Consider the following 22,985-nt stretch of genomic DNA (forward strand, 5'->3'; position numbering starts at 1 on the left):
CGTCGGCGGCGGGGCGCGCGTGCGTTCCACGGGAGTCCGAGCGACGGGCTGAGAGGGGACCTGGCGGTCCCGACCGTTCGAACCTGATCCGGGTCATGCCGGCGCAGGGAAACGGAGGGTGACCCCATGAGCACGTCCACGCCCACCCACGACGAGGTCGCCCCGACCCTGGACGGCCCGGTCCCGCGGTCGCTCGGGTTCCTCGACCAGGGCGCCTTCTGGGCCAACCTCGGCGTGAGCCTCCTCGGCTTCGCGGGTGTCCTCGCCGTCCTGCAGCCCGCCGGCGCGCCACCCCTCACCGTGACGGCGGCGATCGTCGCGACCGTGGTGGGCACCGTCATCGGCAGCGCGATGGTCGGGCTGTCCGCGATCCCCGGGGCGCGCACCGGGGCGCCTGCGATGGTGGTGCTGCGCGGGCTGTTCGGTGGGGTGCTGTCCTGGATCCCGTCGGTGCTCAACGTCGTCCAGCTGATCGGCTGGGGCACCTTCGAGCTCGTCGTCATCGCCCAGGCGGGCACGCTCGCGATCGGTGGCCCGACCTGGGCGTGGATCGTCGGAGCCGGGGTCGTGACGACGCTGCTGACGCTGCGCCCGCTCGGGATGCTGCGGCTGCTGCGCCGGGTCGTGACGATCCTCGTCGCGATCTCGGTCGCCTACCTCGCCTGGTGGCTGTTCACCCGGCCCGCCGCCGCGGACCTGGGGGCGAGCGGGTCGTGGTCCGGGTTCTGGGCGGGGACGGACGCCGCGATCGCCGTCGCGGTCTCCTGGATCCCGGTCGCCTCGGACTACTCCCGGCACTCGAAGCGGGTCTCGACGGCGTTCACCGCGGCCACCGTGGGCTACGGCATCACCCAGATCCTCTGCTTCGTCGTCGGGCTCGCCGCGCTCTCGCTGGTCGGGGGCGACGGCGACCAGGTGTTCGCCCCGATGCTCGCCGCGCCGCTCGGCGTCGTCGCGCTGGTGATCCTCACGCTGCGCGAGACCGACCAGTCGTTCGCCAACGTGTACTCGACGGCGGTCTCGGCGCAGAACCTCCTGCCGCGGGCCGACCGGCGGGTGCTCAGCCTCGTCATCGGCGCGCTCATCACCGTGCTCGGCCTGGCGGTGACGATCGACGACTACGCGGTGTTCCTCGCGGTGATCGGCTCGATCTTCGTCCCGCTGCTCGGCGTCGGGGTGGGGGAGGCCCTGGTCAACCGGAGCGCGCTCGACCTGTCGCGCTGGGCGCCCTCGCGGCCGCTCATGGTGGTGGCCTGGGTGGTCGGGCTCGCCGTCTACCAGCTGATCAACCCGGGCGGGGCGCCGGTGTGGTCGGACGCCTGGACCGCCCTGCGGGAGGCGATCGGGTTCGCGCCGCCGTCGTGGCTCTCCGCCTCCCTGACCTCGTTCGTCGTCGCGGGTCTCGTCGCCGCCGCGTTCGCGGCCCTCGGTGACCGCACCGGTCGTCGGGAAAAGGCCGCCGCGCGGGATTGAGATCACCACGCTCCGGGGGAGTCCCGCGGGGTCGGACAGATGCGCACCCGCGCATCCGACGCTGCGGGAGGGAGCGGACATGCGAGCCGTGGTCTACAAGGGGCAGAACGAGGTGGCCGTCGAGCAGGTGGACGACCCGCGTCTGGAGGCCCCCACCGACGCCCTGATCCGGATCACGACGACGGCCATCTGCGGGTCCGACCTGCACATGTACGAGGGCCGGACGGTCGCCGAGACCGGCATCGTCTTCGGGCACGAGAACATGGGGATCGTCGAGGAGGTCGGCTCCGGCGTCTCGCGCGTGAAGAAGGGTGACCGCGTCTCGCTGCCCTTCAACGTCGCCTGCGGGTTCTGCAAGAACTGCCTGGCGGGCAAGACGGCGTTCTGCCTGACGGTGAACCCGCCCTACGCCGGCGGCGCGTACGGCTACGTCGGGATGGGGCCGTACACCGGTGGCCAGGCCGAGTACCTGCGCGTGCCCTTCGCGGACTTCAACGCCCTCGTCCTCCCGCCCGGGGACGAGCACGAGAACGACTACGCGATGCTGGCCGACATCTTCCCGACCGGCTACCACGCCACCGTCCTCGCCGACCTGAACCCCGGGGAGTCCGTCGTCGTCTTCGGCGCCGGGCCGGTGGGTCTGATGGCCGCGTACTCGGCCGTGATCAAGGGCGCCTCGAAGGTGTTCGTCGTGGACAAGGTGGGCTCGCGGCTGAAGCTCGCCGAGGACATCGGCGCCATCCCGATCGACTTCTCCGCGGGCGACCCGGTGGAGCAGGTGGTGGACCAGACCGACGGGCTGGGCGCCGACAAGGGCGTCGACGCCGTCGGGTACCAGGCGACCGCGAATGACGGCGAGGAGCAGCCCGCCGTCGTGCTGAACCAGCTCGTCGACGCGGTGCGCCACACCGGGCGCCTCGGCATCGTCGGGCTGTACCTGCCGCAGGACCCGGGCGCCCCGGACGAGAACGCCGCGAACGGGCGGCTGCTGTTCAACGTGGGCCGCTTCTTCGAGAAGGGCCAGAAGATGGGCACGGGTCAGGCCGACGCCAAGGCCTACAACGCCCAGTTGCGCGACCTGATCGTCGCGGGCCGGGCGACGCCGTCGTTCGTCGTGTCCAAGGAGGTCCCGCTCGACGAGGCGCCGGACGCCTACGCCCGCTTCGACGCCCGCGAGGACGGCTACTCGAAGGTCGTCCTCAAGCCGTAGGAGGCAACCCGCATGAAGTACCGCACGCTGGGCCGGACCGGTATCAAGGTCAGCCCGTACTGCCTGGGCGCGATGATGTTCGGCGCCTGGGGCAACCCCGACCACGACGACTCGATCCGGATCATCCACCGGGCGCTCGACTCCGGCGTCAACTTCGTCGACACCGCCGACGTGTACGCGCAGGGCGAGTCCGAGGAGATCGTCGGCAAGGCGCTGGCCGGCCGGCGCGACGACGTCGTCCTCGCCACGAAGGTGCACGGCGGGATGGGCGAGGACCCGAACCGCGCCGGGAACTCGCGCCGGTGGATCGTCGCGGAGGTCGAGAACTCGCTGCGTCGGCTGCAGACCGACCACATCGACCTGTACCAGATCCACCGTCCGGCCCCGGACACCGACGTGGAGGAGACCCTCTCCGCGCTGACCGACCTCGTCCGCAGCGGCAAGGTCCGGGCGATCGGCTGCTCGACGTTCCCCGCCTCGGAGATCGTCGAGTCGCACTGGATCGCGGAGCGGCGGGGGTACGAGCGGTTCCGCACCGAGCAGCCGCCGTACTCGATCGTCAACCGCGGCATCGAGCGCGAGGTGCTGCCGGTCTGCGAGCGCTACGGGATGGGCGCGCTCGTGTGGAGCCCGCTCGCGATGGGCCTGCTGACCGGGCGCTACCGCAAGGGGCAGGAGACCGACTCGAAGCGCATGTCCTTCGCGCCCGGCCGCCTGACCCACGAGCGCAAGCTCGACGTGGTGGAGCAGCTGATCCCGCTGGCCGAGAAGACGGGGATCTCCCTGACCCACATGGCGATGGCCTTCGCGGTGGCCCACCCGGGCGTGACCAGCGCGATCATCGGGCCGCGCACGATGGAGCACCTCGACGACCTGCTCGCCGGGGCGGAGGTCACGCTCGACGACGAGGTGCTCGACCGGATCGACGAGATCGTGCCGCCGGGCACCGACGTCGACCCGGGCGACGTCTCGTACGCGCCGCCGGCGATCGAGCAGGCCCGGCTGCGCCGTCGTCCGGCGGAGGAACGCTCCGCGGCGTAGAGAAGAAGGAGTCCGTCCTCCGATCGTGAACGCCCGGCGGTGCGGTACAACCATTCCCGTACCCGCCAGGGAGGATCGGACCGTGAGCTACCCGCAGCGTTCCTGGAACGACGGCGACGTCGAGGTCGTCCCCGGACGCCTCTGGGCGGGCGGGGTGGCCACGGCGCTCGTCGCTGCCGGCATCGCGTTCGTCGGCGTGCTGATCATCAACAGCATCTTCGAGGTCGGGATCCAGACGGCGGGACGGTCGGGGGCGTTGGTCGACAACGCCTCCACCGTCATCCCCGTCGCGGCCGCGATCGCGGCGCTGGCCAGTACGGCGCTGCTGCACCTGCTGCTGATGACGACGCCGCGGCCGGCCTCGTTCTTCTCGGCCATCGCGGTGCTCGTGATCATCGTGCTGATCCTGCAGGTGTTCCTGGCCGAGGGGTCGATCTCGGCGCACATCGCCACCGGCGTGCTCTACGCGGCGATCGGCATCGCCATCGTGTCGATGCTCTCGGGGGTCTCGGCCACGTCGGTACGCCCCGCGCAGCGCGGGGGCTGGGGCGGCCGGTCCTACGAGCCGCAGCAGCCGCCCTACGACGGCCGGTACGACCACAACTACGGCACCTACGAGCCGCAGCCGCCCTACCCGCCGCAGGGTCAGCACGGCGGCCCGCAGGACCGTACTCAGCGTTACGACCCGCGGGACCAGCGCGGCCAGTGGCGGTGACCGGAACCCTGTCGTGATCACCTGCTGTGATCGCGTCCGGACGGAGCGGCGTCGTTTCAAGCGATCGTGAGGCTCGTCGCTCAGGGCCGCGCTCGGCTTGACCGGTCCGGACGGGCCTGACGACGATCGACCGTCCTGATCCTGCGGACGGGCGGTCCTGTGCCGCCGTCCGCGTGCGGGTCGCGCCCCGGCGCGACCGAAGGGTGGTCGCCATGACGTCGACGGTCAACGGGTTCGATTCCGCGGTCGCCGGAGCTGGACACGCCGGACACCTCGGCAGCGAGGCGGCACGTCGGGAGCACGGCCGGCTCGGCGAGGGCGTGTACCGCGGCCCCGGGGCGCTCACCGCGGCCCGCAAGGCCCTGCGTGTCGCGCTGCCGGAACCGAGCAGTCGCTTCGACCAGAACGACGAGTGGTGCGTCGTCCAGCAGCCCGACGGTTCCTGGTCGGAGTTCCGCTTCCACGACTACCACCGGATCTTCGACGTTCCGGGCCTCTACGAGAAGATCTTCTACGACGTCCTCGGCTGCGACACCCCGCGGTTCATGGCCGACCTGTTCGTGGACGCCCTGGCGACCGCGCGCGAGACCGCCGGCGACGTCCGGGTCCTCGACCTGGGCGCCGGCAACGGGATCATGGCCGAGGAGCTCGCCACGATCGGCGTCGGCCACGCCGTCGGGGTCGACATCCTGCAGGAGGCCCGCGCGGCCGCCGAGCGGGACCGCCCCGGCCTCTACGCCGACTACCTCGTGGCCGACCTGACCGACCTCGGCGACGACGACGCCCGCACGCTGGCCGACCACCGGCTGACCGCGCTGACGGTCGTGGCCGCGCTCGGCTTCGGCGACATCCCCCCGGCCGCCTTCCGCACCGCCTACGACCAGATCGCCGACGGCGGGTGGGTCGTGCTCACCATCAAGGACGCGTTCCTGGCCGAGGACGACACCTCCGGGTTCGCGCGGATGATCTCCGACGGTCTCGCCTCCGGGGCGCTCGAGGTCGTGCGCCGCGAGCGCTTCCGCCACCGCCTCGCCACCGACGCCAGCCCCCTGGTCTACGAGGGGATCGTCGCGCGCAAGCGCGGTCCGCTGGGCTGACCGCCGCCCCTGGGACGTTCATCTCTTACCGGCCGGTCGGGTCCTGCGACCCGGCCGGCCGGTCCGTTTCCCTGGCACTGTGTTGGGGCACACACTCACGCGGACGGTGGTCCCGACTGGCACGCCCCCGGCGCGGAGGGTGCGGGACCCCCCGGCAAGGAGATGAACGCATGGCCGCCGACAGCGACCTCGCACGCCAGGAGACCCGGGCGTTGCGTGCCCCCGACATCGCCACCGCGATGGAGCGGGTCGTCCCCGATGCAGTCCTCGCCCGGACCGACCCGGCCCTGTTCGGCCGCACGGTCCTGCAACTCGCCCAGGGCTGGGCGACCCATCCGGGCGAGGTGAGCCGCGCCGCGTCGTCGTTCGCCGCGGTCTCCGCGCGGATCGGCGCCGCGGCCGCGGGCCGCGCGCTGCGCGGACTCGCCGGGGGCAGCGTCGAGAACGATCCCTCGACCGAACCGGTGCCGACGAGCAAGGACGGCCGGTTCAAGGACACGACGTGGGTGGAGAACCCCGTCTACTGGGCGCTGCGCCAGGAGTACCTCGCGCTGATCTCGCTGCTCGAGGACCTGGTCGGAGCCGCCTCGCTGGACGCCGACGCCGACGACCGCGGCCGGATGCTCATGAGCCTGGTCGGCGGCGTGGTCTCGCCGACGAACGTGCTGCCCGGCAACCCGGCCGCGCTCAAGCGCGCCTTCGAGACCGGCGGCTCGAGCGTCGTCGCCGGCCTGCGCAACCTGCTCGACGACCTCGCGACGAACGGCGGCAAGCCCCGCCAGGTCGACAAGTCCGGCCTGCGGGTCGGGAAGGAGCTGGCGGCGACGCCCGGCAAGGTCGTCTACCGCAACCGGCTCATGGAGCTCGTCCAGTTCGAGGCGCAGACCGACGAGGTCCACGCGATCCCGCTGCTGTGCAGCCCGCCGTGGATCAACAAGTACTACGTCATGGACCTCGCGCCGGAGCGCAGCCTCGTCGAGTGGGCGGTGCAGCACGGCCACACCGTGTTCATGATCAGCTACCGCGACCCGGACAGCTCGATGGCGACCACGACGTTCGCCGACTACCTCGAGCTGGGTCCGGCCACGGCGCTCGACGTCGTGCAGGAGATCACCGGCGCGGACAAGGTCAACCTCATGGGCCTCTGCCTCGGCGGGCTCATGGCCGCCCTGCTCACCACGCGCTGCGCGGAGCGCGGGGACGACCGCATCAACTCGCTGACGATGCTCAACACCATGCTCGACTACTCCGACGTCGGGCCGATCTCCTCCTTCGTCAGCCCGGAGATCACCGACCGGCTCGAGAAGTCGATGGAGCAGACCGGCTACCTGCCGGCCGAGTCGATGGCCACGACCTTCGACCTGCTGCGCGCCAACGACCTGATCTTCAACTACATCGGGCCGAACTGGCTGGAGGGGAAGACCCCGCCCGCCTTCGACATCCTCGCGTGGAACACCGACTCGACGCGGATGCCGGCGGCGATGCACTCCTTCTACCTGCGCCACTTCTACCTCGACAACGAGCTGGCGAAGGGCGAGCTGGAGATCGACGGCGAGCCGCTGTCGCTCAAGGCGGTCCAGGCCGACACCTTCATCGTGGCCGCCGAGAACGACCACATCGCGCCGTGGCGGACCTCGTTCACCTCGACCGAGCTCCTCGGGGGCGACGTGACCTTCGTGCTCTCGACGGCGGGCCACATCGCGGGCGTGGTGAACCCGCCGAGCCCGAAGGCCAAGCACTGGGTCGGCACCGTCGGTGCGACCGGTGCCGACGCGCCCGGACCGGACGCGTGGCGGGCGCGCTCGACCGAGGTCAAGGGCTCCTGGTGGGAGACCTGGAGCGAGTGGATCGGCGAGCACGGCGGCGAGATGGTGTCCCCGCCGCCCGTGGGCAGCGACGCGCACCCGGTGCTGGGCGACGCGCCCGGGGAGTACGTGCTCGGCTCGGGCTGATCGCGACGGGGTGGGCGTCGACCGACGCCCACCCCCGCCCGGCGATCCACCCGTGCCCGCGAGAGCTGCATGAGTCAGGTCCTGCCGTGCTCGGACCTGCCCGGTGTGCCCCTCGCGGCGGGAGAGACCGTGTACCGGCGAGTAGGCCGTGAGCTGCGCGTTCGTCGCGTGACCGTCGGGTTGCCGGGCCGTGACGCGCCTTGACGGCGGGTGCGCGGGCACGGCACGGTGTTGCGTACAGCGCGACGTTGGTGCGGGGAACGCAACGAGCGCTCCGGCCCGACCGCCAGCGAACGGTTTCGTCCCATGGACCAGCACCCCTCCGACCACCTCGTGCGGTCGGCCTCCGTGGCCCTGCGTCGTCGCGTCGACGGCGCCGTCGGCCCGCGCTACGACACCGCCTTCCTCCGTCTGGACCTCCTCCTCACGAGGCCCGAGGCCCGGTGCGACTGCCCGGACTGCCTGCTCGTCGTCGACCGGGAGCGGGGCGCGATCCTCGCCTCACTGCCGCGTCCCTGACACGCAGCGGTCTGCTCGGTATCCTGAGCGGTTGATCGGCCGGTCGAGCACGTCCGGTCGCCGTCGCAGAGAGGAGCCGAGGATGTCGACCTCGAACGGCACCGCCCCCACCGGGAACGTCACCGACCAGGTGACCGACGCCATGGCCCGTGGTCAGCAGATGATGACCGAGCTGACCACCGGGATCACCGAGCTGTGGAGCGCCGCGCTCTCCGGCGCCGACGACGCCACGCGCCCGGCCGGGGTCGGCAGCGGCACGCTGCCCGCGGGTCTCCCGTCGGCCGGCGAGTTCATCGACCGGGCCTACGACACCGGGATCGCCGTGCTCGAGATGCAGCGCTCGGCGGCGCACCAGGTCCTCGGCGCGATGTCCGCGCTGCGGCTGCGCTGACCGCCCCCATGTCCTCGCCGGACGGCGCCGCGGGTCGGGTGCGTCCGCCCGGGGGCGCCGCGGGGTCGGTGTGGGACGCCCAGCGCCAGGCGCTGGGTGCCTTCATCCGTGACCAGCGGCGCCTGGCCCGCCTGTCCCTGCGTCAGCTCTCGGCGCTCTCGCACATCTCCAACCCGTACCTCAGCCAGGTCGAACGCGGGCTGCACGTGCCGTCCGTGCGTGTACTCCAGGCCATCGCCGACGCGCTCGACCTCTCGGCCGAGACCCTGCTCGAACACGCGGGCCTCGTCCGCGAGCAGGCCGGTCCGTCCCCCGGCGGACGTCCCGCCGGCGGTGCCGCCGTCGAGCGCGCGGTACGCGCCGACGGCCGGCTCACCCAGGCGCAGAAGGAGGCGCTGATCGCGGTGTACCGCAGCTACACCGCCGAGGCCGGCGCTACCACCGACGCGCACCACACCGCGAACGGGGCCACGTCCCGCCCGCAGGAGGGAAACCACCGATGACCGCCACCACCCCGCGCCCCGTCGCCGACGCGGGCCCCGACACCAGGCCGCCCGACCCGTTCGAGCGGACCCTGTCCGTCGCGGGCCGCCGGCTGCGCGTTGCGGTCCGCCCCGCGGCACCCCGGCCGGCCGACACCCCCGCCCCGCGCCCGCTGGTGCTGGTGAACGGGATCGGCGCGAGCCTCGAACTGCTCGAGCCCCTCGTCACCGCCCTCGACCCCCGTCGTGAGGTGATCCGGTTCGACGTGCCGGGCATCGGGGGCTCGCAGCTCTCGGCGGTGCCGCTGCCGATGGCGGCGCTGACCACGCTTCTGGCCGACCTGCTCGACCAGCTGGACGGCCTCACCGGCACGTCGCACCGCGTGGTCGACCTGCTCGGGCTCTCCTGGGGCGGCGGCATCGTGCAGCAGTTCGCCCTCCAGTACCCGCAGCGCACCGGCAGCCTCGCCCTGGTCTCCACCGGCACCGGCGTGATGATGGTGCCCGCGCGGATCAGCGTGCTGGCGCGGATGCTCACGCCCCGCCGGTACAACGACCCCTCCTACCGGCGGGACGCCGGTCGGGAGATCTACGTCGGCGAGGACCCGGACACGGTCGACGCGCTGTTCTCGCGGGTCCAGCCCGTACGGGCTCGGGCCTACCTGCACCAGCTCTTCGCGCTGACCACCTGGACGAGCCTGCCCGTGCTCCCGTTCATCGCCGCCCCGACGCTCGTGCTCGCGGGCCGCAAGGACCCGGTGATCCCGGTCGTCAACGCCCACGTGATGGGTTCGCTGCTCCCGCGCGCCGAGGTGCACCTGCACCGCGGCGGGCACCTCGGCCTGCTCACCCGGCCCGCCGAACTCGGACCAGTGGTCGAGGACTTCCTCGATCGCCACTAGTCTCCGGTCATGGCCCAGAAGATGGTGACGGGGGTCGACGGTCGGCTGTGGTACGTCACGTCCAAGATCATGTGGTCCGAGCGCACGGAGGGCTTCGAACACGAGAAGGAAGGTGGTCGCAACGCGGCGATCATCATCATCTCGATCATGGGACTGCTCGTCTTCGGTCTGATCGCCTGGGGGTTCTCCGTCCCCTCGGTCGAGGTGCCGTGGTGGATGTTCGTCATCCTCGCCGTCGGCGTCCTGTTCTTCCCGACGCGCTGGGCGTTGCGCCGTCGTTGGCTCATCCGCGCCGAGGGTGGGCGGTGGTCCGAGGACGATGACGCGGGCGGCGAGGCGTGGGGCGGATTCGTGCGAGGCCGGACCGAAGCCAAGGCCGAGGTACGCCAGATCGTGAGGTCGCTCCAGAAGCGGGGCACGCCCGCACGCGCCAACAGCCCGCTGCAACCCCAGTAGGTCCGCGAGGAGGTCCGTCGTGCCCGAGCTCCCCGAGGTGGAGGCGCTCGCCGAGCACCTGCGCACGCACGCCATCGCCCGGCCCGTCGCGCGGGTCGACCTCGCGAGCATGACCGCGCTCAAGACCTTCGACCCGCCGCTGTCCGCGCTGACCGGCCGGCTGGTCACGGGGGCGGGCCGCATCGGCAAGTTCCTCGACGTCGACCTCGACGGTCTGCACCTGGTCGTGCACCTCTCCCGCGCGGGCTGGATGCGCTGGCACGAGCAGGCCTCGACCACGCCGCCGAAGCCGGGCAAGGGTCCGCTGGAACTGCGGGTCCACCTCGAGACGGTCGGCGGTCCGGGGTTCGACCTCACGGAGGCGGGGACGCAGAAGCGCCTCGCCGCCTACGTCGTCACCGATCCGGCGACGATCCCGCAGATCGCGTCGCTCGGGCCCGACGCCCTCACCCTCTCCCGCGCGCAGTTCGGCGAGATCCTGGCCGGGGCGTCGACGAGGCTGAAGACGCTGCTCGCCGACCAGCGCACCATCGCCGGCATCGGCAACGCCTACTCCGACGAGATCCTGCACGTCGCGAAGCTCTCGCCGTTCGCGATCGCGGCCAAGCTCGACGCCGAGGCGCTCGACCGCCTGCACGCGGCGATGATCGCGGTGCTCACCGAGGCCGTGGACCGGGCCGTGGGCCAGGACGCGGCGCTGCTCAAGGGCGAGAAGCGGTCGGGGATGCGGGTGCACGCCCGCACCGGTCTGCCCTGCCCGGTGTGCGGGGACACCGTGCGCGAGGTGTCCTACGCCGAACGCTCCTTCCAGTACTGCGCCACGTGCCAGACCGGGGGCAAGCCCCTGGCCGACCGGCGGCTCTCCCGCCTCGTCAAGTGAGGGATGGAGCAGACGCAGCCGAGCGGAGCTCGACCATTGATACCGCCGAACGGATGATCACCCGCCGTCGGGAACGTGTGGCTCGTTGCTCTGACGGGGTGGCTGAGGAGACGATGGGCCCGTGCCCGGCTGGTTGACCTCCCCGACCGTCCTCGTCGTCCTCGGCGTGGTGGTCGTGCTGGTCGTCGTCGGGATCGTGGTCTACCAGCGGCTCCGTCGGCGGCACGCGTTCGCCTCACCGCTCGAGCGGGCCACGTTCTCCACCCTGCACACCGTGTCGCTCGCCGCGCCCGCGCTGCGCGAGGGCCTGTCCGAGTCCTCGGCGCAGTTCGCGGTCCCCTACCTGCGCACGCTGCTCGACACCGAGGCGCTGTCGATGACGGCGGCCGACTGCGTGCCGCTGGCCTGGGACGGGGAGGCCGAGCACCACAACCTCGACGTCCGGTTCTACGCCGAGAAGGTCATGAAGACCGGGCGGCAGCAGATGGCCAGCCGCCGCGACATCGAGTGCGGGGACGACCGCTGCCCGGTCAAGGGCATCGTCGTGGTCCCGCTCGAGGTGGACGGCAACGTCGTCGGCACCCTCGCCGCGGTCAGCGGGGAGACCCCCGGACCGGTGCTGCTGCGGGCCACCGCGGAGGTCGCCCGGTACGTCTCCAGCCAGCTCGAGCTGGCCGACCTCGACGACTCCCGTGACCGGCTCAACCGCGCCGAGGTCCGCGCGCTGCGCGCCCAGATCTCGCCGCACTTCATCTACAACGCGCTGAACACGGTCGCCTCGTTCATCCGCACCGACCCCGAGCGGGCCCGCGAGCTGCTCATGGAGTTCGCCGACTTCACCCGGTACTCGTTCCGGCAGGCCGGCGAGTACACGACGCTCGCCGAGGAGCTCAAGAACATCGACCGCTACCTCATGCTGGAGCGGGCGCGCTTCGGCAACCGGCTCGCGGTCAAGGTGCAGGTGGCGCCCGAGGTGCTCTCGGTGGTGCTGCCGTTCCTCGCGCTGCAGCCGCTGGTGGAGAACGCGGTGCGGCACGGCCTGGCGGGGAAGGTCGAGGGCGGCACGGTGACGCTCACGGCGGAGGACTCGGCGAGCGAGTGCCTCATCACCGTCGAGGACAACGGCGTCGGGATGGACCCGCAGGCGTTGCGCGAGGACAACCGCGACGCGCACCTGTCGGGGGCGCACGTCGGCCTCGGCAACGTCGACGACCGCATGCGCTCGGCGTTCGGACCGGACTACGGCCTCGTGGTCGAGACCGAGCGCGGCGCCGGGACCAAGATCAGCCTCCGGGTGCCGAAGTTCCGGGCCGGCGTCCGGGTCTGACCCGATAGGGCAAACTGAGGGTCATGGACCTCCGCCTGCCCTCGGCCCTCAAGCTCCCGCCGGCGGTCTCGTCGGTCCTGCCGGGTGCGCTCGCCTCACGGGTCTCCGGCGGCACGGTCTCGGTGGTCCGGCTGAACGGCGTCATCGCCTCCGCCTCCGGCCCGGTGCCCCGGTCGGTGATCAACCTGCAGGCCGTCGAGAACGCCCTCACCCGGGCCTTCGAGGCCGAGAACGCGGTCGCGGTCGCCCTGGTCGTCAACTCGCCCGGTGGGTCGCCCACCCAGTCCCAGCTCGTGGCCGACCGCATCCGCGGGCTGGCCGCCGAGCACGAGCTGCCCGTCCTCGCCTTCTGCGAGGACGTCGCCGCCTCCGGGGGCTACTGGCTCGCGTGCGCCGCCGACGAGATCTTCGCGTGCCCGACGTCGCTGGTCGGGTCGATCGGCGTGGTCAGCGGCGGGTTCGGGCTCACCGGGCTCATCGAGCGGTTCGGCATCGAACGCCGGCTGCACACCGCGGGCGAGAACAAGGCGCGGCTCGACCCGTTCCAGCCGGAGAAGCCCGAGGACGTCGAGTGGCTGCTCGGCATGCAGGCCGAGCTGCACGAGCTGTTCATCGAGTGGGTGCGCAGCCGGCGCGGCGAGGCGCTCGACACGAGCGCCGACCTGTTCACCGGCGAGGTGTGGACCGGGCGCAAGGCCCTCGAGCTCGGGCTGATCGACGGCCTCGGCACGGTGCGCGAGGTGCTGAAGGAGCGCTTCCCGGACGCCGAGGCGGTGACGGTCGAGCCGCGCCGCCCGCTGCTCGCACGGCTCGGGGTCGGCGTGCTCGGCGGTGTGCCCGGGCTCGGGGTGACCGACCCGGCGGCCGCGATCACCGGTGCCCTCGAGTACCTGGAGCACCGCGCGGTGTGGAGCCGGTTCGGGCTGTAGGCACGTCGCGCCGCTGGGCCATCCGTGATGCCATGAGCCCGGGGGAGCTCACGAGGACGGAGGTCGATGCCGTCGGTCGGCTGGGACGGACGTGACGTGTCCGGGCTCAGCCACGAGCAGATCCACCGGTGGACCCGCGAGGGTGCCAGCCCGGAGGCGCTGGCCGCGGCCCGCGACCGGCACCTCGCCCGGGCCGACGAACTGCGCGGCGCCGCCGACCGGCTGCAGGCCGCGCAGCGCGGCGTCGGGGAGACCTGGGTCGGCCGCGACGCCGACGCCGCGGCCGCCCGGACGCGGGTCCTCGCGCAGCGGATGGAGCAGCTGTCGGCGACCGTCGGCGGCCAGGCCCGTGGCCTCGACGGGATGCGCACGGCGCTGGTGCGGGTGCAGGCCGCGGTCGGTCCTCCCCGCCCCCCGGCCCTGCCTGCGCTCGGCGTGACGCCGGTGCTCGACGAGCTGCGGTCGCTGGTCACCGGGCGCCCCGCGGACGGCTACGGCGGGTTCCGGGCCGCGGCCGCCGACCAGGCCGCGGCCCGCGAGGCCTACCGCGCCTACCTCGGCGAGACCGCCACGGCCGCGCGCGCGGTCGGCCCGGCGGGCGCCGGTCCGGCGCCGGCCCCGGGCGTCGCGACCGCCGCGACCGCCGTGGCCGGCCGGGCGCCGCTGCCCGTCGGCGCCCGCGGCGCCGCGAGTGGCGTGCTGCAGCGGGCCGCGGGGACCGGCGCCGTCCCGACGACGGGCCCGGGTGAGGTCGGCCCGCCGGGTGCGGGGGCGCGTCCGACGGTCCCGGCCGCCGCGGCGCCGGAGCTCCCGGTGCGGGCCCCGGGCGCGGTGCCGGCCGGGTCCCCCGGCGGGCTCGGGCCCATGGGTGCCATGGGGTCCGGCGGTGGTGGCGGCACGGTCCCCACGGCTCCCGGCGCCGCCGCCGCAGGGAGCACCCCCACCGGCACCCCGGCCGGGGCGGGCGCCACGGTCGTGGGCGCGCCCCCGCGCACCGGGTCGGGGCCCCGCGGAGCAGGGCCGGGCGGCCCCGTGCCCGGGGGAGCCGCCCGTCGTCCGGACGGCCCCGGCGAGCGGGCGCCCTCGGCGGGCGGGGCGGCCCCCGGACCCCCGCGGCCGCTCGAGGACCGCCGGGCCGGCCGCAGGACCGACTTCGGGCCGGACGGGACATCCGCCGGACGCGCGGGCGCTCCCGGGGACGACCAGGACGAGGACGGTCCCGACGACCCGGTGGTGCCGGTCCGCCACGTGTCCTGGCTGGTCGACCCGGACCCGGCCGGGTGGGGTGCCGGTGGGCGCCGGGTCGTGCCGCCGGTGCTGGGGGAGGGCCCGTGATCACGCTGCGGCGCCACGAGCTGCTCTGGGTGCTCGAACAGTGCGGGGCCCGGGACTGGCCCTACCCGCTCACGGCCGTGGCGTGGCCGGCCGACACCGAGGACGAGACGGTCCTCGCCCGGTCGCGCACCGAGGACGCGCTCGCCGCACGGGGCCTGCTCGAACCCGGTCCGGCGGCGTCCCTGCTCGCGGTGGGCACCGCGGTCCGCGACGCCCGGTGGCAGGTCGACCTCGTCCGCCGCGGGAACGACCCGACGGCCGCCGTCGCCCTCGCGGGCCCCGGCGGGGCGGCCCTGCTCGCCTCGGCCGACCATGCGGGGGCCGACGTCCGGGTCCGCCCGGTGGGTGCGGCGGAGATCGTGCCCGCCCTCCTCGCGCTCCTGCCCCGGCTGCCACCCGCCCCGGGCCCGGCCCTGGAGGTGCCGCCGCCCGCGGCGGCCCTCGAGACCCGTCGTCGAGAACGGCAGCGGTGGGGCGTCGACGCGCTCCTGGAGAGCGCCGTGGCGTGGACGCAACTCGGAGTCGCCGTTACTCCGAACGGGGTCAATTGGGCCGACGACCGTGCAGATGCACGGATCAAATGGCTCGACTCGCCCCGCGGCCGCTACCGACTGCGGCACGATCGGGGACAGGCAGGACCGCCGCGACTGGTCCCGGACGACGCGGCGTCGCCCGGTACCCGCGCCGAGGTCGAGGCCCTGCTGCCGGAGCCGGGGAGGAGCACGACATGAGCGGACCGGGCCCTGCGTCCGACCGCGGCTTCGCGGCGCTCGACCCGGCCGACGCGGAGCGGTTCGCCGGCCGGGTGGACGACCTCGAGCGCACGGTCGCCGAGGCCCGGGAGGCCCTGCGGCGGCTCGCGGAGGACCCGCTGGCCACCGGCACCGGCCAGGAGAACGCCGAGATGGCGGCCTGGTACCGGGAGCTGCTCGTCACCGACACCGTCCCCGCCGCCGACGACCTCGCCCGCCAGCTCGACGCGGTGCGGCGGGCGGTGGTGGAGGGGACGGCGGCGTGGCGGGAGTCGGAGCGCTCGATCCGGGACTCCCTCGATCCCGACCGCGATCCGGGCCAGGGGTGATCCGATCGGGTGACGGAGTACGTCAGGTCCGGTAGCGCCGCGCGTCGGAGCGCCGACCCGGGCACGGTGGCACGGGCAGGGTCCCTATCGTGGACGCGGGACCGACCCTTGGGCAGGATGGCGCGACAGTGACTACCAACGACAACGACGGCCTCGTCGTCCTCGCGGTCGACGACGAGGAACCCGCTCTCATGGAGCTGGCCTACCTGCTCGAGCAGGATCAGCGCGTCACCACCGTGCTGAAGGCGAACGACTCCATCTCGGCGCTGCGCATCCTCACCGGGGGCGACCAGGTCAACCTCGGTGGCTTCGGCACGCCGCCGTCGGGCATGGCCTCGCCCGCCAAGCAGTCCGACGTCGACGTGCTCTTCCTCGACATCCGGATGCCGGGTCTCGACGGCCTGGAGCTCGCGCAGGTCCTCTCGCGCTACGTCATCCCGCCGTCGGTCGTGTTCGTGACCGCGCACGACGACCGGGCCGTCGAGGCCTTCGACGTGGGCGCGGTGGACTACCTGCTCAAGCCCCTGCGCCCGGAGCGGCTCTACGCCTCGCTGACCCGCATCCTCGCCTCGCGCGGCACGACGGTCCCCGTCGAGCCCGCCGTCGAGGAGGAGGGCGACGACGAGGTGATCCCGGTCGAGCTGGCCGGGACCACCAAGCTCGTGCAGCGCTCCACCGTGCGCTGGGTGGAGGCCCAGGGCGACTACGCCCGCCTGCACACCACCGAGGGCAGCCACCTGGTCCGGATCCCGCTCTCCGTGCTGGAGGAGCGCTGGTCCGACGCGGGGTTCGTGCGGATCCACCGCTCCTACCTCGTGGCGTTGCCGCTGATCACCGAGCTGCGGCTCGCGGGGTCGGGCTACGTCGTGCGGCTCGGCAACGGCAACCAGCCGGGCGAGGTCGCGGAGCTCCCGGTGAGCCGTCGCCACACCCGTGAGCTCAAGGACCGTCTCGTCCGCTCGACGAAACAGGCGTGGGGCCGGCGGTGACCGCCACCGACGGGCGGACCCGGGCCGGGGGCGAGGACCCCGACCCGGCCGACCCGCCGGACCCCACCGGCGGCGCGTCCGCCGAGCACGCCGGGGGACACGAGAGCGGGTACGACGCGGGATACGATGCCGGGCCCGCGATCGCGCGCGTCCGCGCCCGCGCGTCGACCTCCCCCGCACGCCCTGCGCCGGGCCCGGTGCCGCCGGGGGTCGCCCGACGGGTCGGCCGGCACGCGCGGCCGGAGTCGGAGGGGACGGGGCACACCCCGCCGCCGGACTACCGTCCCCGCCACGCGGCCCCGCACGAGGACGGCGTGGTCGCCCCCCTCGCGCTGCGCCCCCCGCCCGGGCCGCCGACGCCGGCGGCGCCGCCCGACGTCGAGATCGACCCGACGCCCGTGCGGGGGCTCCCCCTGGCCTCGACCTTCCCCGCCTCGGCGGTGATGGCGTCGGAGTCGGTGCACTTCGACGACAAGAAGGCGCTCTACACCTCGGGGCCGGGCCCGGACGGCGCGCACACCACCCCTCCCGCGCGGCAGCGGATCGTGCTCGCCGAGCGGCGCTCGCCCACCCGCGCGGTCGGCACCGTCGCCGAGATCGAGCAGCAGACCGCGACCGGTGAGCTGCTGCTGTCGAACCTCATGCGCTCGCAGCTCATGCTGGCGGTGCGGCTCGCGGTGGTGGCGGTCATCGTCCTCGGCGTCCTGCCGATCGTCTTCCTGACGATGCCCGGGGTCGCCGCCACCGTCGTGTTCGGCGTCTCGCTGCCGTGGGTGCTGCTGGGCGTGCTGGCCTTCCCCTTCCTGCTGCTACTGGGATGGCTCTACACCCGCACCGCCGAGCGCAACGAGCTCGACTTCGCCGACGACGTCGAGGACTGAGGCACCGTGTCCGGGTCCGACTCCGTCCTCGCCCTCGTCCTGTTCGGGCTCGCCGCCGTCGCGGTGATCGCGATCGGCTCGCTCGGCGTGCGGGTCACCCGCTCCACCGACGACTTCCTCGCGGCCTCCCGCACCGTGCGCAGCCGCGCCAACGCCGCCGCCATCTCCGGCCAGTCGCTGTCGGTGGCCTCGTTCCTCGGCATCGCCGGGATCGTGCTCTCGCACGGCGTCGACGGGCTCTGGTACCCGGTGGGCTTCGTCGCGGGCTTCGGGGTGCTGCTGCTCTTCGTCGCCGCGCCGCTGCGCCGCTCGGGCGCCTACACGGTGCCCGACTTCGCGGAGACCCGGCTCGACTCCACCGCCCTGCGCACGCTGACGACCGTCGTCGTCGTGGTGATCGGCTGGCTCTACCTGGTGCCGCAGCTGCAGGCCGCCGGGCTGATCCTCATGGTGGTGACCGGTGCGCCCGGGTGGGTGGGCGTGCTCGTGGTGGGCCTCGTCGTGACCGCCGCGGTCACCTTCGGCGGCATGCGCTCGATGACGCTCGTGCAGGCGTTCGGGTTCTGGCTCAAGGGCGTGGCGCTGGTCGTCCCGGCCGTGGTGCTGGTCGCGTGGTTCCTGGGAGCGGGCCTCACGGCGGCGCCCGACCGCGGCGGCGACATGGTGTTCGACCGCGCGACCACCGTGCGCATCCAGGACCCGGTGGAGCTCACCGTCCCCGCCCCGGTCACCGTCGACGTCCTCCCCGCCGGTGGCGAGCCCACGCGGGTCACGTGGGGTCCGGGGGAGCAGGAGATCCCGCGCGACACCACGCTCGTCTTCCCCGCCGGCTCCCGGATGCCGGTGGTGGGGGACGCCGTGGCCGACGACCGGGCCTGGGACCGGCCGTTCGGCAACGGCGAGCGCGACCCGCTGTGGGTCTACTCGCTGCTGCTGGCGGCCTGCTTCGGTACGGCCGGGCTGCCGCACGTGCTCGTGCGCTACTACACGAACCCCGACGGCCGGGCGGCCCGGCGCACCACGGTGCTGGTGATCGCCCTCCTCGGCTTCTTCAGCATCGTGCCCATCGTGCTCGGTGCGCTCTCCCGCTCCGTCGTGCCGCAGCTGCTCACGGCCGGCGAGGGCGACGCGGTCGTACTGCTGCTGCCGTCGCTGACCGTCGGCGGGGTGTGGGGAGCCGTGCTCGGCGGGCTCGTCGCGGCCGGTATCGCGGCGACGCTGCTCTCGGTGTCCGCCGGCCTGCTGCTCTCGGTGGCCGGCGTGCTCTCCAGCGACGTGCTGCCCGGCCGGCTCGGCGACTTCCGGATCGCCGCGCACGTGGCCGGGGTGGTCCCGATCGTCGGCGCCCTCGTGTTCGCGCGGCTCGAGTTCGCGCACGCCGTGACGCTCGCCCTCGCGGTGGCCGCCTCGACCTTCGCGCCGCTGCTGCTGCTCGGCATCTGGTGGCGCGGCCTGACCGACCGCGGTGCGATCGCCGGGATCGCCGTGGGCGGCGTGCTGTCGCTGTCGGCGGCGATCACCACGCTGTGCGGGGTCCGGCTCGACGGCGTCGTCGGCATCCTGCTCGCCCAGCCGGCGGCGGTGTCGGTGCCCGCCGCCGTGATCACGATGGTGGCCGTCAGTCGCGCGACGGCCTCGCGGATCCCGGCCCAGGTGGGCCGGACCCTGTTGCGGCTGCACGCTCCTGAGCGTCTCGGGCTCGGCGAGATGCGTGTGGGTCGCTGAGATCACCCATTCGACTCACACGGGTCATACCGTACGTGAGGTCCTTCGCCACTCGAAAGGACCATCTGTGCAGGGGTGACGACAACTAGGGTTCGGCCGTTGGAATTCCGGCACACGGCGGCCCAACTCCCCCCGAAGGGTGACAACGCATGAGTGCGACCGAGGAGAGCTCGAGAGGGTCCGGCCCGCTCGGAGCTCCCACCCCGTACGAAGAGATGCAGCGCAGTCCCGAGTTCAAGGCGCTCCGCAACCGGTGGCGCCGCTACATCTTCCTGATGAGCGGCCTGTTCCTGGCCTGGTTCCTGGTCTACGTCCTGCTGGCCGACTTCGCGCCCGGCGTCGTGAACACCCGTCTCGGCGGGACCAACTTCACCGTCGGCCTCCTGCTCGGGCTCCTGCAGTTCGTGTCCACCTTCGCGATCGCCGTGGCGTACGCGAAGTTCGCCGAGAAGAACATCGACCCGCAGGCCGAGGCGCTGCGGACGACGGTGGAGGGGAAGCTGTGACGACCGGTCTGCTCGCCCAGGGCGGCGCCGCCCAGCTCGGCAACCCCTACCTGAACATCGGGATCTTCCTGGCGTTCGTCGTCATCACGCTGCTCATCGTCTATCGCGTGAGCCGGTCGGCGACGACGGCGTCGGACTACTACGCGGCCGGCAGCTCGTTCACCGGCCCGCAGAACGGTGTCGCCATCTCCGGCGACTACCTCTCCGCGGCCTCGTTCCTCGGGATCGCCGGCGCGATCGCGGTGAACGGGTACGACGGCTTCCTGTACTCGATCGGCTTCCTCGTCGCCTGGCTGACCGCGCTCCTGCTGGTCGCCGAGCTGCTGCGCAACGTCGGCCGCTTCACCCTCGGCGACGTCCTCGCGTTCCGGATGAAGCAGCGCCCGGTCCGGGCGGCGGCGGCCGTCTCCACCCTGGTCGTCTCGTTCTTCTACCTGCTCGCGCAGATGGCGGGCGCCGGCGGCCTGATCTCGCTGCTGCTCGGGATCTCCAACACGCCGGGCACCATCTTCGACGGCCAGTCGGTCGTCATCGCGCTCGTCGGCCTCGTGATGATCGTGTACGTCCTCTACGGCGGCATGCGCGGCACCACCTGGGTGCAGATCATCAAGGCGACCCTGCTCGTCATCGGCGCCGCGGTCATGACGGTGTGGGTGCTGGGCCTGTACGGCTTCAACCTGTCGGCGCTGCTCGGTGCCGCGAACGACGGCTCGGCGACCAACCTGCTCAACGCCGGCAACCAGTACGGCAAGACGGTCACCAGCCGGATCGACTTCCTCTCGCTGGCCGTCGCGCTCGTGCTCGGCACCGCCGGCCTGCCGCACGTGCTGATGCGCTTCTACACCGTGCCCACGGCCCAGGAGGCCCGCCGTTCGGTGAACTGGGCCATCTGGATCATCGGCATCTTCTACCTGTTCACGCTCGTGATCGGGTACGGCGCGGCCGCGATCGTCCCGGCGAACCTGCTGTCGTCGAAGAACGTCAACGACGCGGCGCCGCTGCTCGCCTTCGAGCTCGGTGGCACGGTCCTGCTGGGCGTGGTGTCCGCGATCGCCTTCGCGACGATCCTCGCGGTGGTCGCCGGCCTGACCATCACCTCGGCGGCGTCCTTCGCGCACGACGTCTACGCGTCGGTGATCAAGGAGGGCAGGCCGGAGCCCGGGTCGGAGGTCCGGGTCGCCCGGCGCACGGCCCTCGTCGTCGGGTTCGTCGCCGTCATCGGCGGCATCCTCGCCAACGGCCAGAACGTCGCGTTCCTCGTCGCGCTGGCGTTCGCGGTGGCGGCCTCGGCGAACCTGCCGACGCTGCTCTACTCGCTGTTCTGGAAGAAGTTCAACACCACCGGGGCGCTCTTCTCGATCTACGGCGGGCTCGCGATCTGCATCCTGCTGATCGTCTTCTCGCCGGTGGTCTCCGGTTCGGCCACCGCCATCTTCGGCGAGGGCGTGGACTTCGCGCTCTTCCCGCTGTCGAACCCGGGCATCGTGTCCATCCCGCTGTCGTTCCTGCTCGGTGTCGTCGGCACCTTCGTCGGGGCGAACCGGGGCACGGCGGAGGACCAGGAGGAGCACGAGCGCAAGGCCGCCGAGATGGAGGTCCGCTCGATGACCGGGGCGGGCTCGTCGAACACGGCGGTGTCGCACTAGAGGAGTGACCGGGTGGGGCCACGGCCCCACTCGGTGCTCACCCGAGGACGGCGCACAATGAGGACCATGACCGTCCCGGCCGTGACCGTGTCCGAGGTGCCCGCGGGGGCCACGCTGCTCGACGTCCGGGAGGACGACGAGTGGACGGCCGGCCACGCCCCCGAGGCGGTGCACGTCCCGATGTCGGCGTTCCTCGAGCGGCTCGACCAGGTGCCGGACGGGCCGCTCGCGGTCGTGTGCCGCGTGGGGGGCCGGTCGGCCCAGGTCACCGCCTACCTGCGCAACCAGGGGCGGGAGGCGGTGAACGTGACCGGCGGGATGCTCGCGTGGGAGGCCGCCGGGCGCCCGCTGGTCGCCGACGGTCCCGGCCCCGCGCAGGTGGTCTGAGCCCGTGACCTGTCCGCGGTGCGGCCGCGAGCAGCCGCCCGGCGCGTCCGGCCGCTTCTGCGTGCACTGCGGCCGTGTCCTGGGCGGCGTGCGCTGGGTTGCGACGACGCCGGACGCGGCGCGTCCCCGCACGCCCGCGCCGCGCCGGGCGCCCTACGCCGGCCCGCCGCGCTACCGCGCGATCCCGGCGTGGAGCCTGTGGCCGTGGGCCACCCGGCCCGAGCCCGGGGCGCCGCACGGTCCTCTCGCCCGTGCCGAGCGCCCGGCGCCGACGGACGCGCTGCGCGCCACGAGGGACCTGCTGCGCCGGCTCGCCGTCACCACCGCCCTGCTGTGCGGGATCGCGGCCCTCGGCGAGGCCTTCCGCTACGTCCTGCTGCTCCTGAGCCGGGACCGCGCCCTGTCGGGGGTCCTGCTCGGGTGGTCGGACGCGATCGTGGGCATCTTCGGCCTGCTCGCCCCGGCGGCGGCGCTGGCCACCGGCGTGGTGTTCCTGCGGTGGCTGCTGACCGCCCGCGACCTCGCGGCCGACGCCTCCGGCACCCGGCCCTGGCGCTCGGTGCGGATGCTGCTCGTCGGCTGCGTGGTGCCGCCGCTGACCCTCACCGTGCCCGGCGCGACGCTCGCCGAGATCGAGCACGCCGCCTCCGGGGCACCCGCCGACGGCCGTCCGACCCCGTCCCGGCCGGTGCTCGCCTGGTGGGTGGCCTGGGCGGCGGGGGTCGTGCTCGGCCTGGTCACCGTCGTGCAGGGCTTCGCGCAGAGCACCCAGGCCCTCGCCGACGGCGTCGTCCTGCACTTCTGGTGCGACGTGCTGGCCGTGCTCGTCGCGCTGCTGACGGTGCGGGTCACCGCCCACCTCACCGAGCTGCTGGCGCCGGTGCTGCGGGAGTCGGGCCGCAGTTACGTGGTGGCGGGCTCGGTGTCCTGAGCGCTAGGTGTCGTGACCCGAGACGTTGTGTGCGGCGGCGTGTCGGGTTGATCGAGGAGGGCCTCCGAGGCGAGGTGGGTGTGTCTGACGCATCCAGCTCGACCACCGGAGGCCCTCGGTGTCGCACCGT

Annotated in this window: 24 protein-coding genes and 1 riboswitch; all 24 genes read left to right on the forward strand. The window is 73.4% G+C overall.

What is annotated here, in order from left to right:
- Positions 1–21 precede the first annotated feature (21 nt).
- Positions 22–127: riboswitch (TPP riboswitch) on the forward strand.
- The 24 genes from QSK00_RS29000 to QSK00_RS29115 all read left to right on the forward strand — a co-directional run bounded on the left by QSK00_RS29000 (position 127) and on the right by QSK00_RS29115 (position 22,855).
- Positions 127–1,473, forward strand: coding sequence for a purine-cytosine permease family protein (locus tag QSK00_RS29000; protein WP_285596757.1), 1,347 nt, complete (start codon positions 127–129; stop codon positions 1,471–1,473). (Overlaps the previous riboswitch by 1 nt.)
- Positions 1,474–1,552: 79 nt before the next feature.
- Positions 1,553–2,683, forward strand: a complete 1,131-nt coding sequence (locus tag QSK00_RS29005) for a glutathione-independent formaldehyde dehydrogenase (RefSeq protein WP_285596759.1) — start codon at positions 1,553–1,555, stop codon at positions 2,681–2,683.
- A 12-nt stretch (positions 2,684–2,695) separates the two neighbouring features.
- A complete protein-coding gene (locus QSK00_RS29010) occupies positions 2,696–3,724 on the forward strand; it encodes an aldo/keto reductase (protein ID WP_285596760.1) in 1,029 nt (342 codons plus the stop codon).
- A gap of 82 nt (positions 3,725–3,806) precedes the next feature.
- Complete coding sequence (locus tag QSK00_RS29015; protein WP_285596762.1) at positions 3,807–4,439, forward strand: hypothetical protein; 633 nt, start codon at positions 3,807–3,809, stop codon at positions 4,437–4,439.
- A 212-nt stretch (positions 4,440–4,651) separates the two neighbouring features.
- Positions 4,652–5,536, forward strand: coding sequence for a methyltransferase domain-containing protein (locus QSK00_RS29020; protein WP_285596764.1), 885 nt, complete (start codon positions 4,652–4,654; stop codon positions 5,534–5,536).
- A gap of 170 nt (positions 5,537–5,706) precedes the next feature.
- Positions 5,707–7,488 carry a PHA/PHB synthase family protein gene (locus QSK00_RS29025; protein WP_285596766.1) on the forward strand — a complete coding sequence of 594 codons (1,782 nt, stop codon included), beginning with the start codon at positions 5,707–5,709 and terminating at the stop codon, positions 7,486–7,488.
- A gap of 306 nt (positions 7,489–7,794) precedes the next feature.
- Positions 7,795–8,007 (forward strand): hypothetical protein, encoded by a 213-nt coding sequence (locus QSK00_RS29030; protein ID WP_285596768.1) that lies wholly within the window; start codon positions 7,795–7,797, stop codon positions 8,005–8,007.
- 82 nt (positions 8,008–8,089) lie between these two features.
- Positions 8,090–8,398 (forward strand): hypothetical protein, encoded by a 309-nt coding sequence (locus QSK00_RS29035; protein ID WP_285596770.1) that lies wholly within the window; start codon positions 8,090–8,092, stop codon positions 8,396–8,398.
- Positions 8,399–8,406: 8 nt separating this feature from the next.
- The gene (locus QSK00_RS29040; RefSeq protein ID WP_285596771.1) at positions 8,407–8,901 is read left to right on the forward strand and encodes a helix-turn-helix domain-containing protein; all 495 of its coding nucleotides are present in this window, start codon (positions 8,407–8,409) and stop codon (positions 8,899–8,901) included.
- The gene (locus QSK00_RS29045) at positions 8,898–9,782 is read left to right on the forward strand and encodes an alpha/beta fold hydrolase (protein ID WP_285596773.1); all 885 of its coding nucleotides are present in this window, start codon (positions 8,898–8,900) and stop codon (positions 9,780–9,782) included. Before QSK00_RS29040 ends, QSK00_RS29045 begins: the two co-directional genes overlap by 4 nt.
- A 9-nt stretch (positions 9,783–9,791) precedes the next feature.
- Positions 9,792–10,238 (forward strand): hypothetical protein, encoded by a 447-nt coding sequence (locus tag QSK00_RS29050; protein ID WP_285596775.1) that lies wholly within the window; start codon positions 9,792–9,794, stop codon positions 10,236–10,238.
- 19 nt (positions 10,239–10,257) lie between these two features.
- Entirely contained in the window at positions 10,258–11,118 is an 861-nt protein-coding gene (locus QSK00_RS29055) for an Fpg/Nei family DNA glycosylase (protein WP_285596777.1), read from the forward strand.
- 121 nt (positions 11,119–11,239) lie between these two features.
- Complete coding sequence (locus QSK00_RS29060) at positions 11,240–12,445, forward strand: histidine kinase (protein WP_285596780.1); 1,206 nt, start codon at positions 11,240–11,242, stop codon at positions 12,443–12,445.
- A 23-nt stretch (positions 12,446–12,468) separates the two neighbouring features.
- The gene (locus tag QSK00_RS29065) at positions 12,469–13,374 is read left to right on the forward strand and encodes a S49 family peptidase (RefSeq protein WP_285596783.1); all 906 of its coding nucleotides are present in this window, start codon (positions 12,469–12,471) and stop codon (positions 13,372–13,374) included.
- A gap of 96 nt (positions 13,375–13,470) precedes the next feature.
- Positions 13,471–14,709, forward strand: a complete 1,239-nt coding sequence (locus QSK00_RS29070; RefSeq protein ID WP_285596785.1) for a hypothetical protein — start codon at positions 13,471–13,473, stop codon at positions 14,707–14,709.
- Positions 14,706–15,440 carry an ESX secretion-associated protein EspG gene (locus tag QSK00_RS29075; protein WP_285596789.1) on the forward strand — a complete coding sequence of 245 codons (735 nt, stop codon included), beginning with the start codon at positions 14,706–14,708 and terminating at the stop codon, positions 15,438–15,440. Before QSK00_RS29070 ends, QSK00_RS29075 begins: the two co-directional genes overlap by 4 nt.
- Positions 15,437–15,790, forward strand: coding sequence for a hypothetical protein (locus QSK00_RS29080; RefSeq protein WP_285596792.1), 354 nt, complete (start codon positions 15,437–15,439; stop codon positions 15,788–15,790). The genes QSK00_RS29075 and QSK00_RS29080 overlap by 4 nt, the downstream gene beginning before the upstream one ends.
- A gap of 128 nt (positions 15,791–15,918) precedes the next feature.
- Complete coding sequence (locus QSK00_RS29085) at positions 15,919–16,779, forward strand: LytR/AlgR family response regulator transcription factor (RefSeq protein WP_285596794.1); 861 nt, start codon at positions 15,919–15,921, stop codon at positions 16,777–16,779.
- The gene (locus tag QSK00_RS29090) at positions 16,776–17,660 is read left to right on the forward strand and encodes a DUF485 domain-containing protein (protein ID WP_285596796.1); all 885 of its coding nucleotides are present in this window, start codon (positions 16,776–16,778) and stop codon (positions 17,658–17,660) included. Before QSK00_RS29085 ends, QSK00_RS29090 begins: the two co-directional genes overlap by 4 nt.
- 6 nt (positions 17,661–17,666) lie before the next feature.
- Entirely contained in the window at positions 17,667–19,385 is a 1,719-nt protein-coding gene (locus QSK00_RS29095) for a sodium/solute symporter (RefSeq protein ID WP_285596799.1), read from the forward strand.
- A 215-nt stretch (positions 19,386–19,600) separates the two neighbouring features.
- Complete coding sequence (locus QSK00_RS29100; protein ID WP_285596800.1) at positions 19,601–19,891, forward strand: DUF485 domain-containing protein; 291 nt, start codon at positions 19,601–19,603, stop codon at positions 19,889–19,891.
- 8 nt (positions 19,892–19,899) lie between these two features.
- The gene (locus QSK00_RS29105; RefSeq protein ID WP_502872093.1) at positions 19,900–21,537 is read left to right on the forward strand and encodes a monocarboxylic acid transporter; all 1,638 of its coding nucleotides are present in this window, start codon (positions 19,900–19,902) and stop codon (positions 21,535–21,537) included.
- A 66-nt stretch (positions 21,538–21,603) separates the two neighbouring features.
- Complete coding sequence (locus QSK00_RS29110; RefSeq protein WP_285596804.1) at positions 21,604–21,924, forward strand: rhodanese-like domain-containing protein; 321 nt, start codon at positions 21,604–21,606, stop codon at positions 21,922–21,924.
- A 4-nt stretch (positions 21,925–21,928) separates the two neighbouring features.
- The gene (locus tag QSK00_RS29115) at positions 21,929–22,855 is read left to right on the forward strand and encodes a DUF4328 domain-containing protein (RefSeq protein WP_285596806.1); all 927 of its coding nucleotides are present in this window, start codon (positions 21,929–21,931) and stop codon (positions 22,853–22,855) included.
- Positions 22,856–22,985: the final 130 nt, after the last annotated feature.

Origin of the sequence: Actinomycetospora sp. NBRC 106378, from assembly GCF_030269685.1 — a bacterium.
Classification (GTDB): Bacteria; Actinomycetota; Actinomycetes; order Mycobacteriales; family Pseudonocardiaceae; genus Actinomycetospora.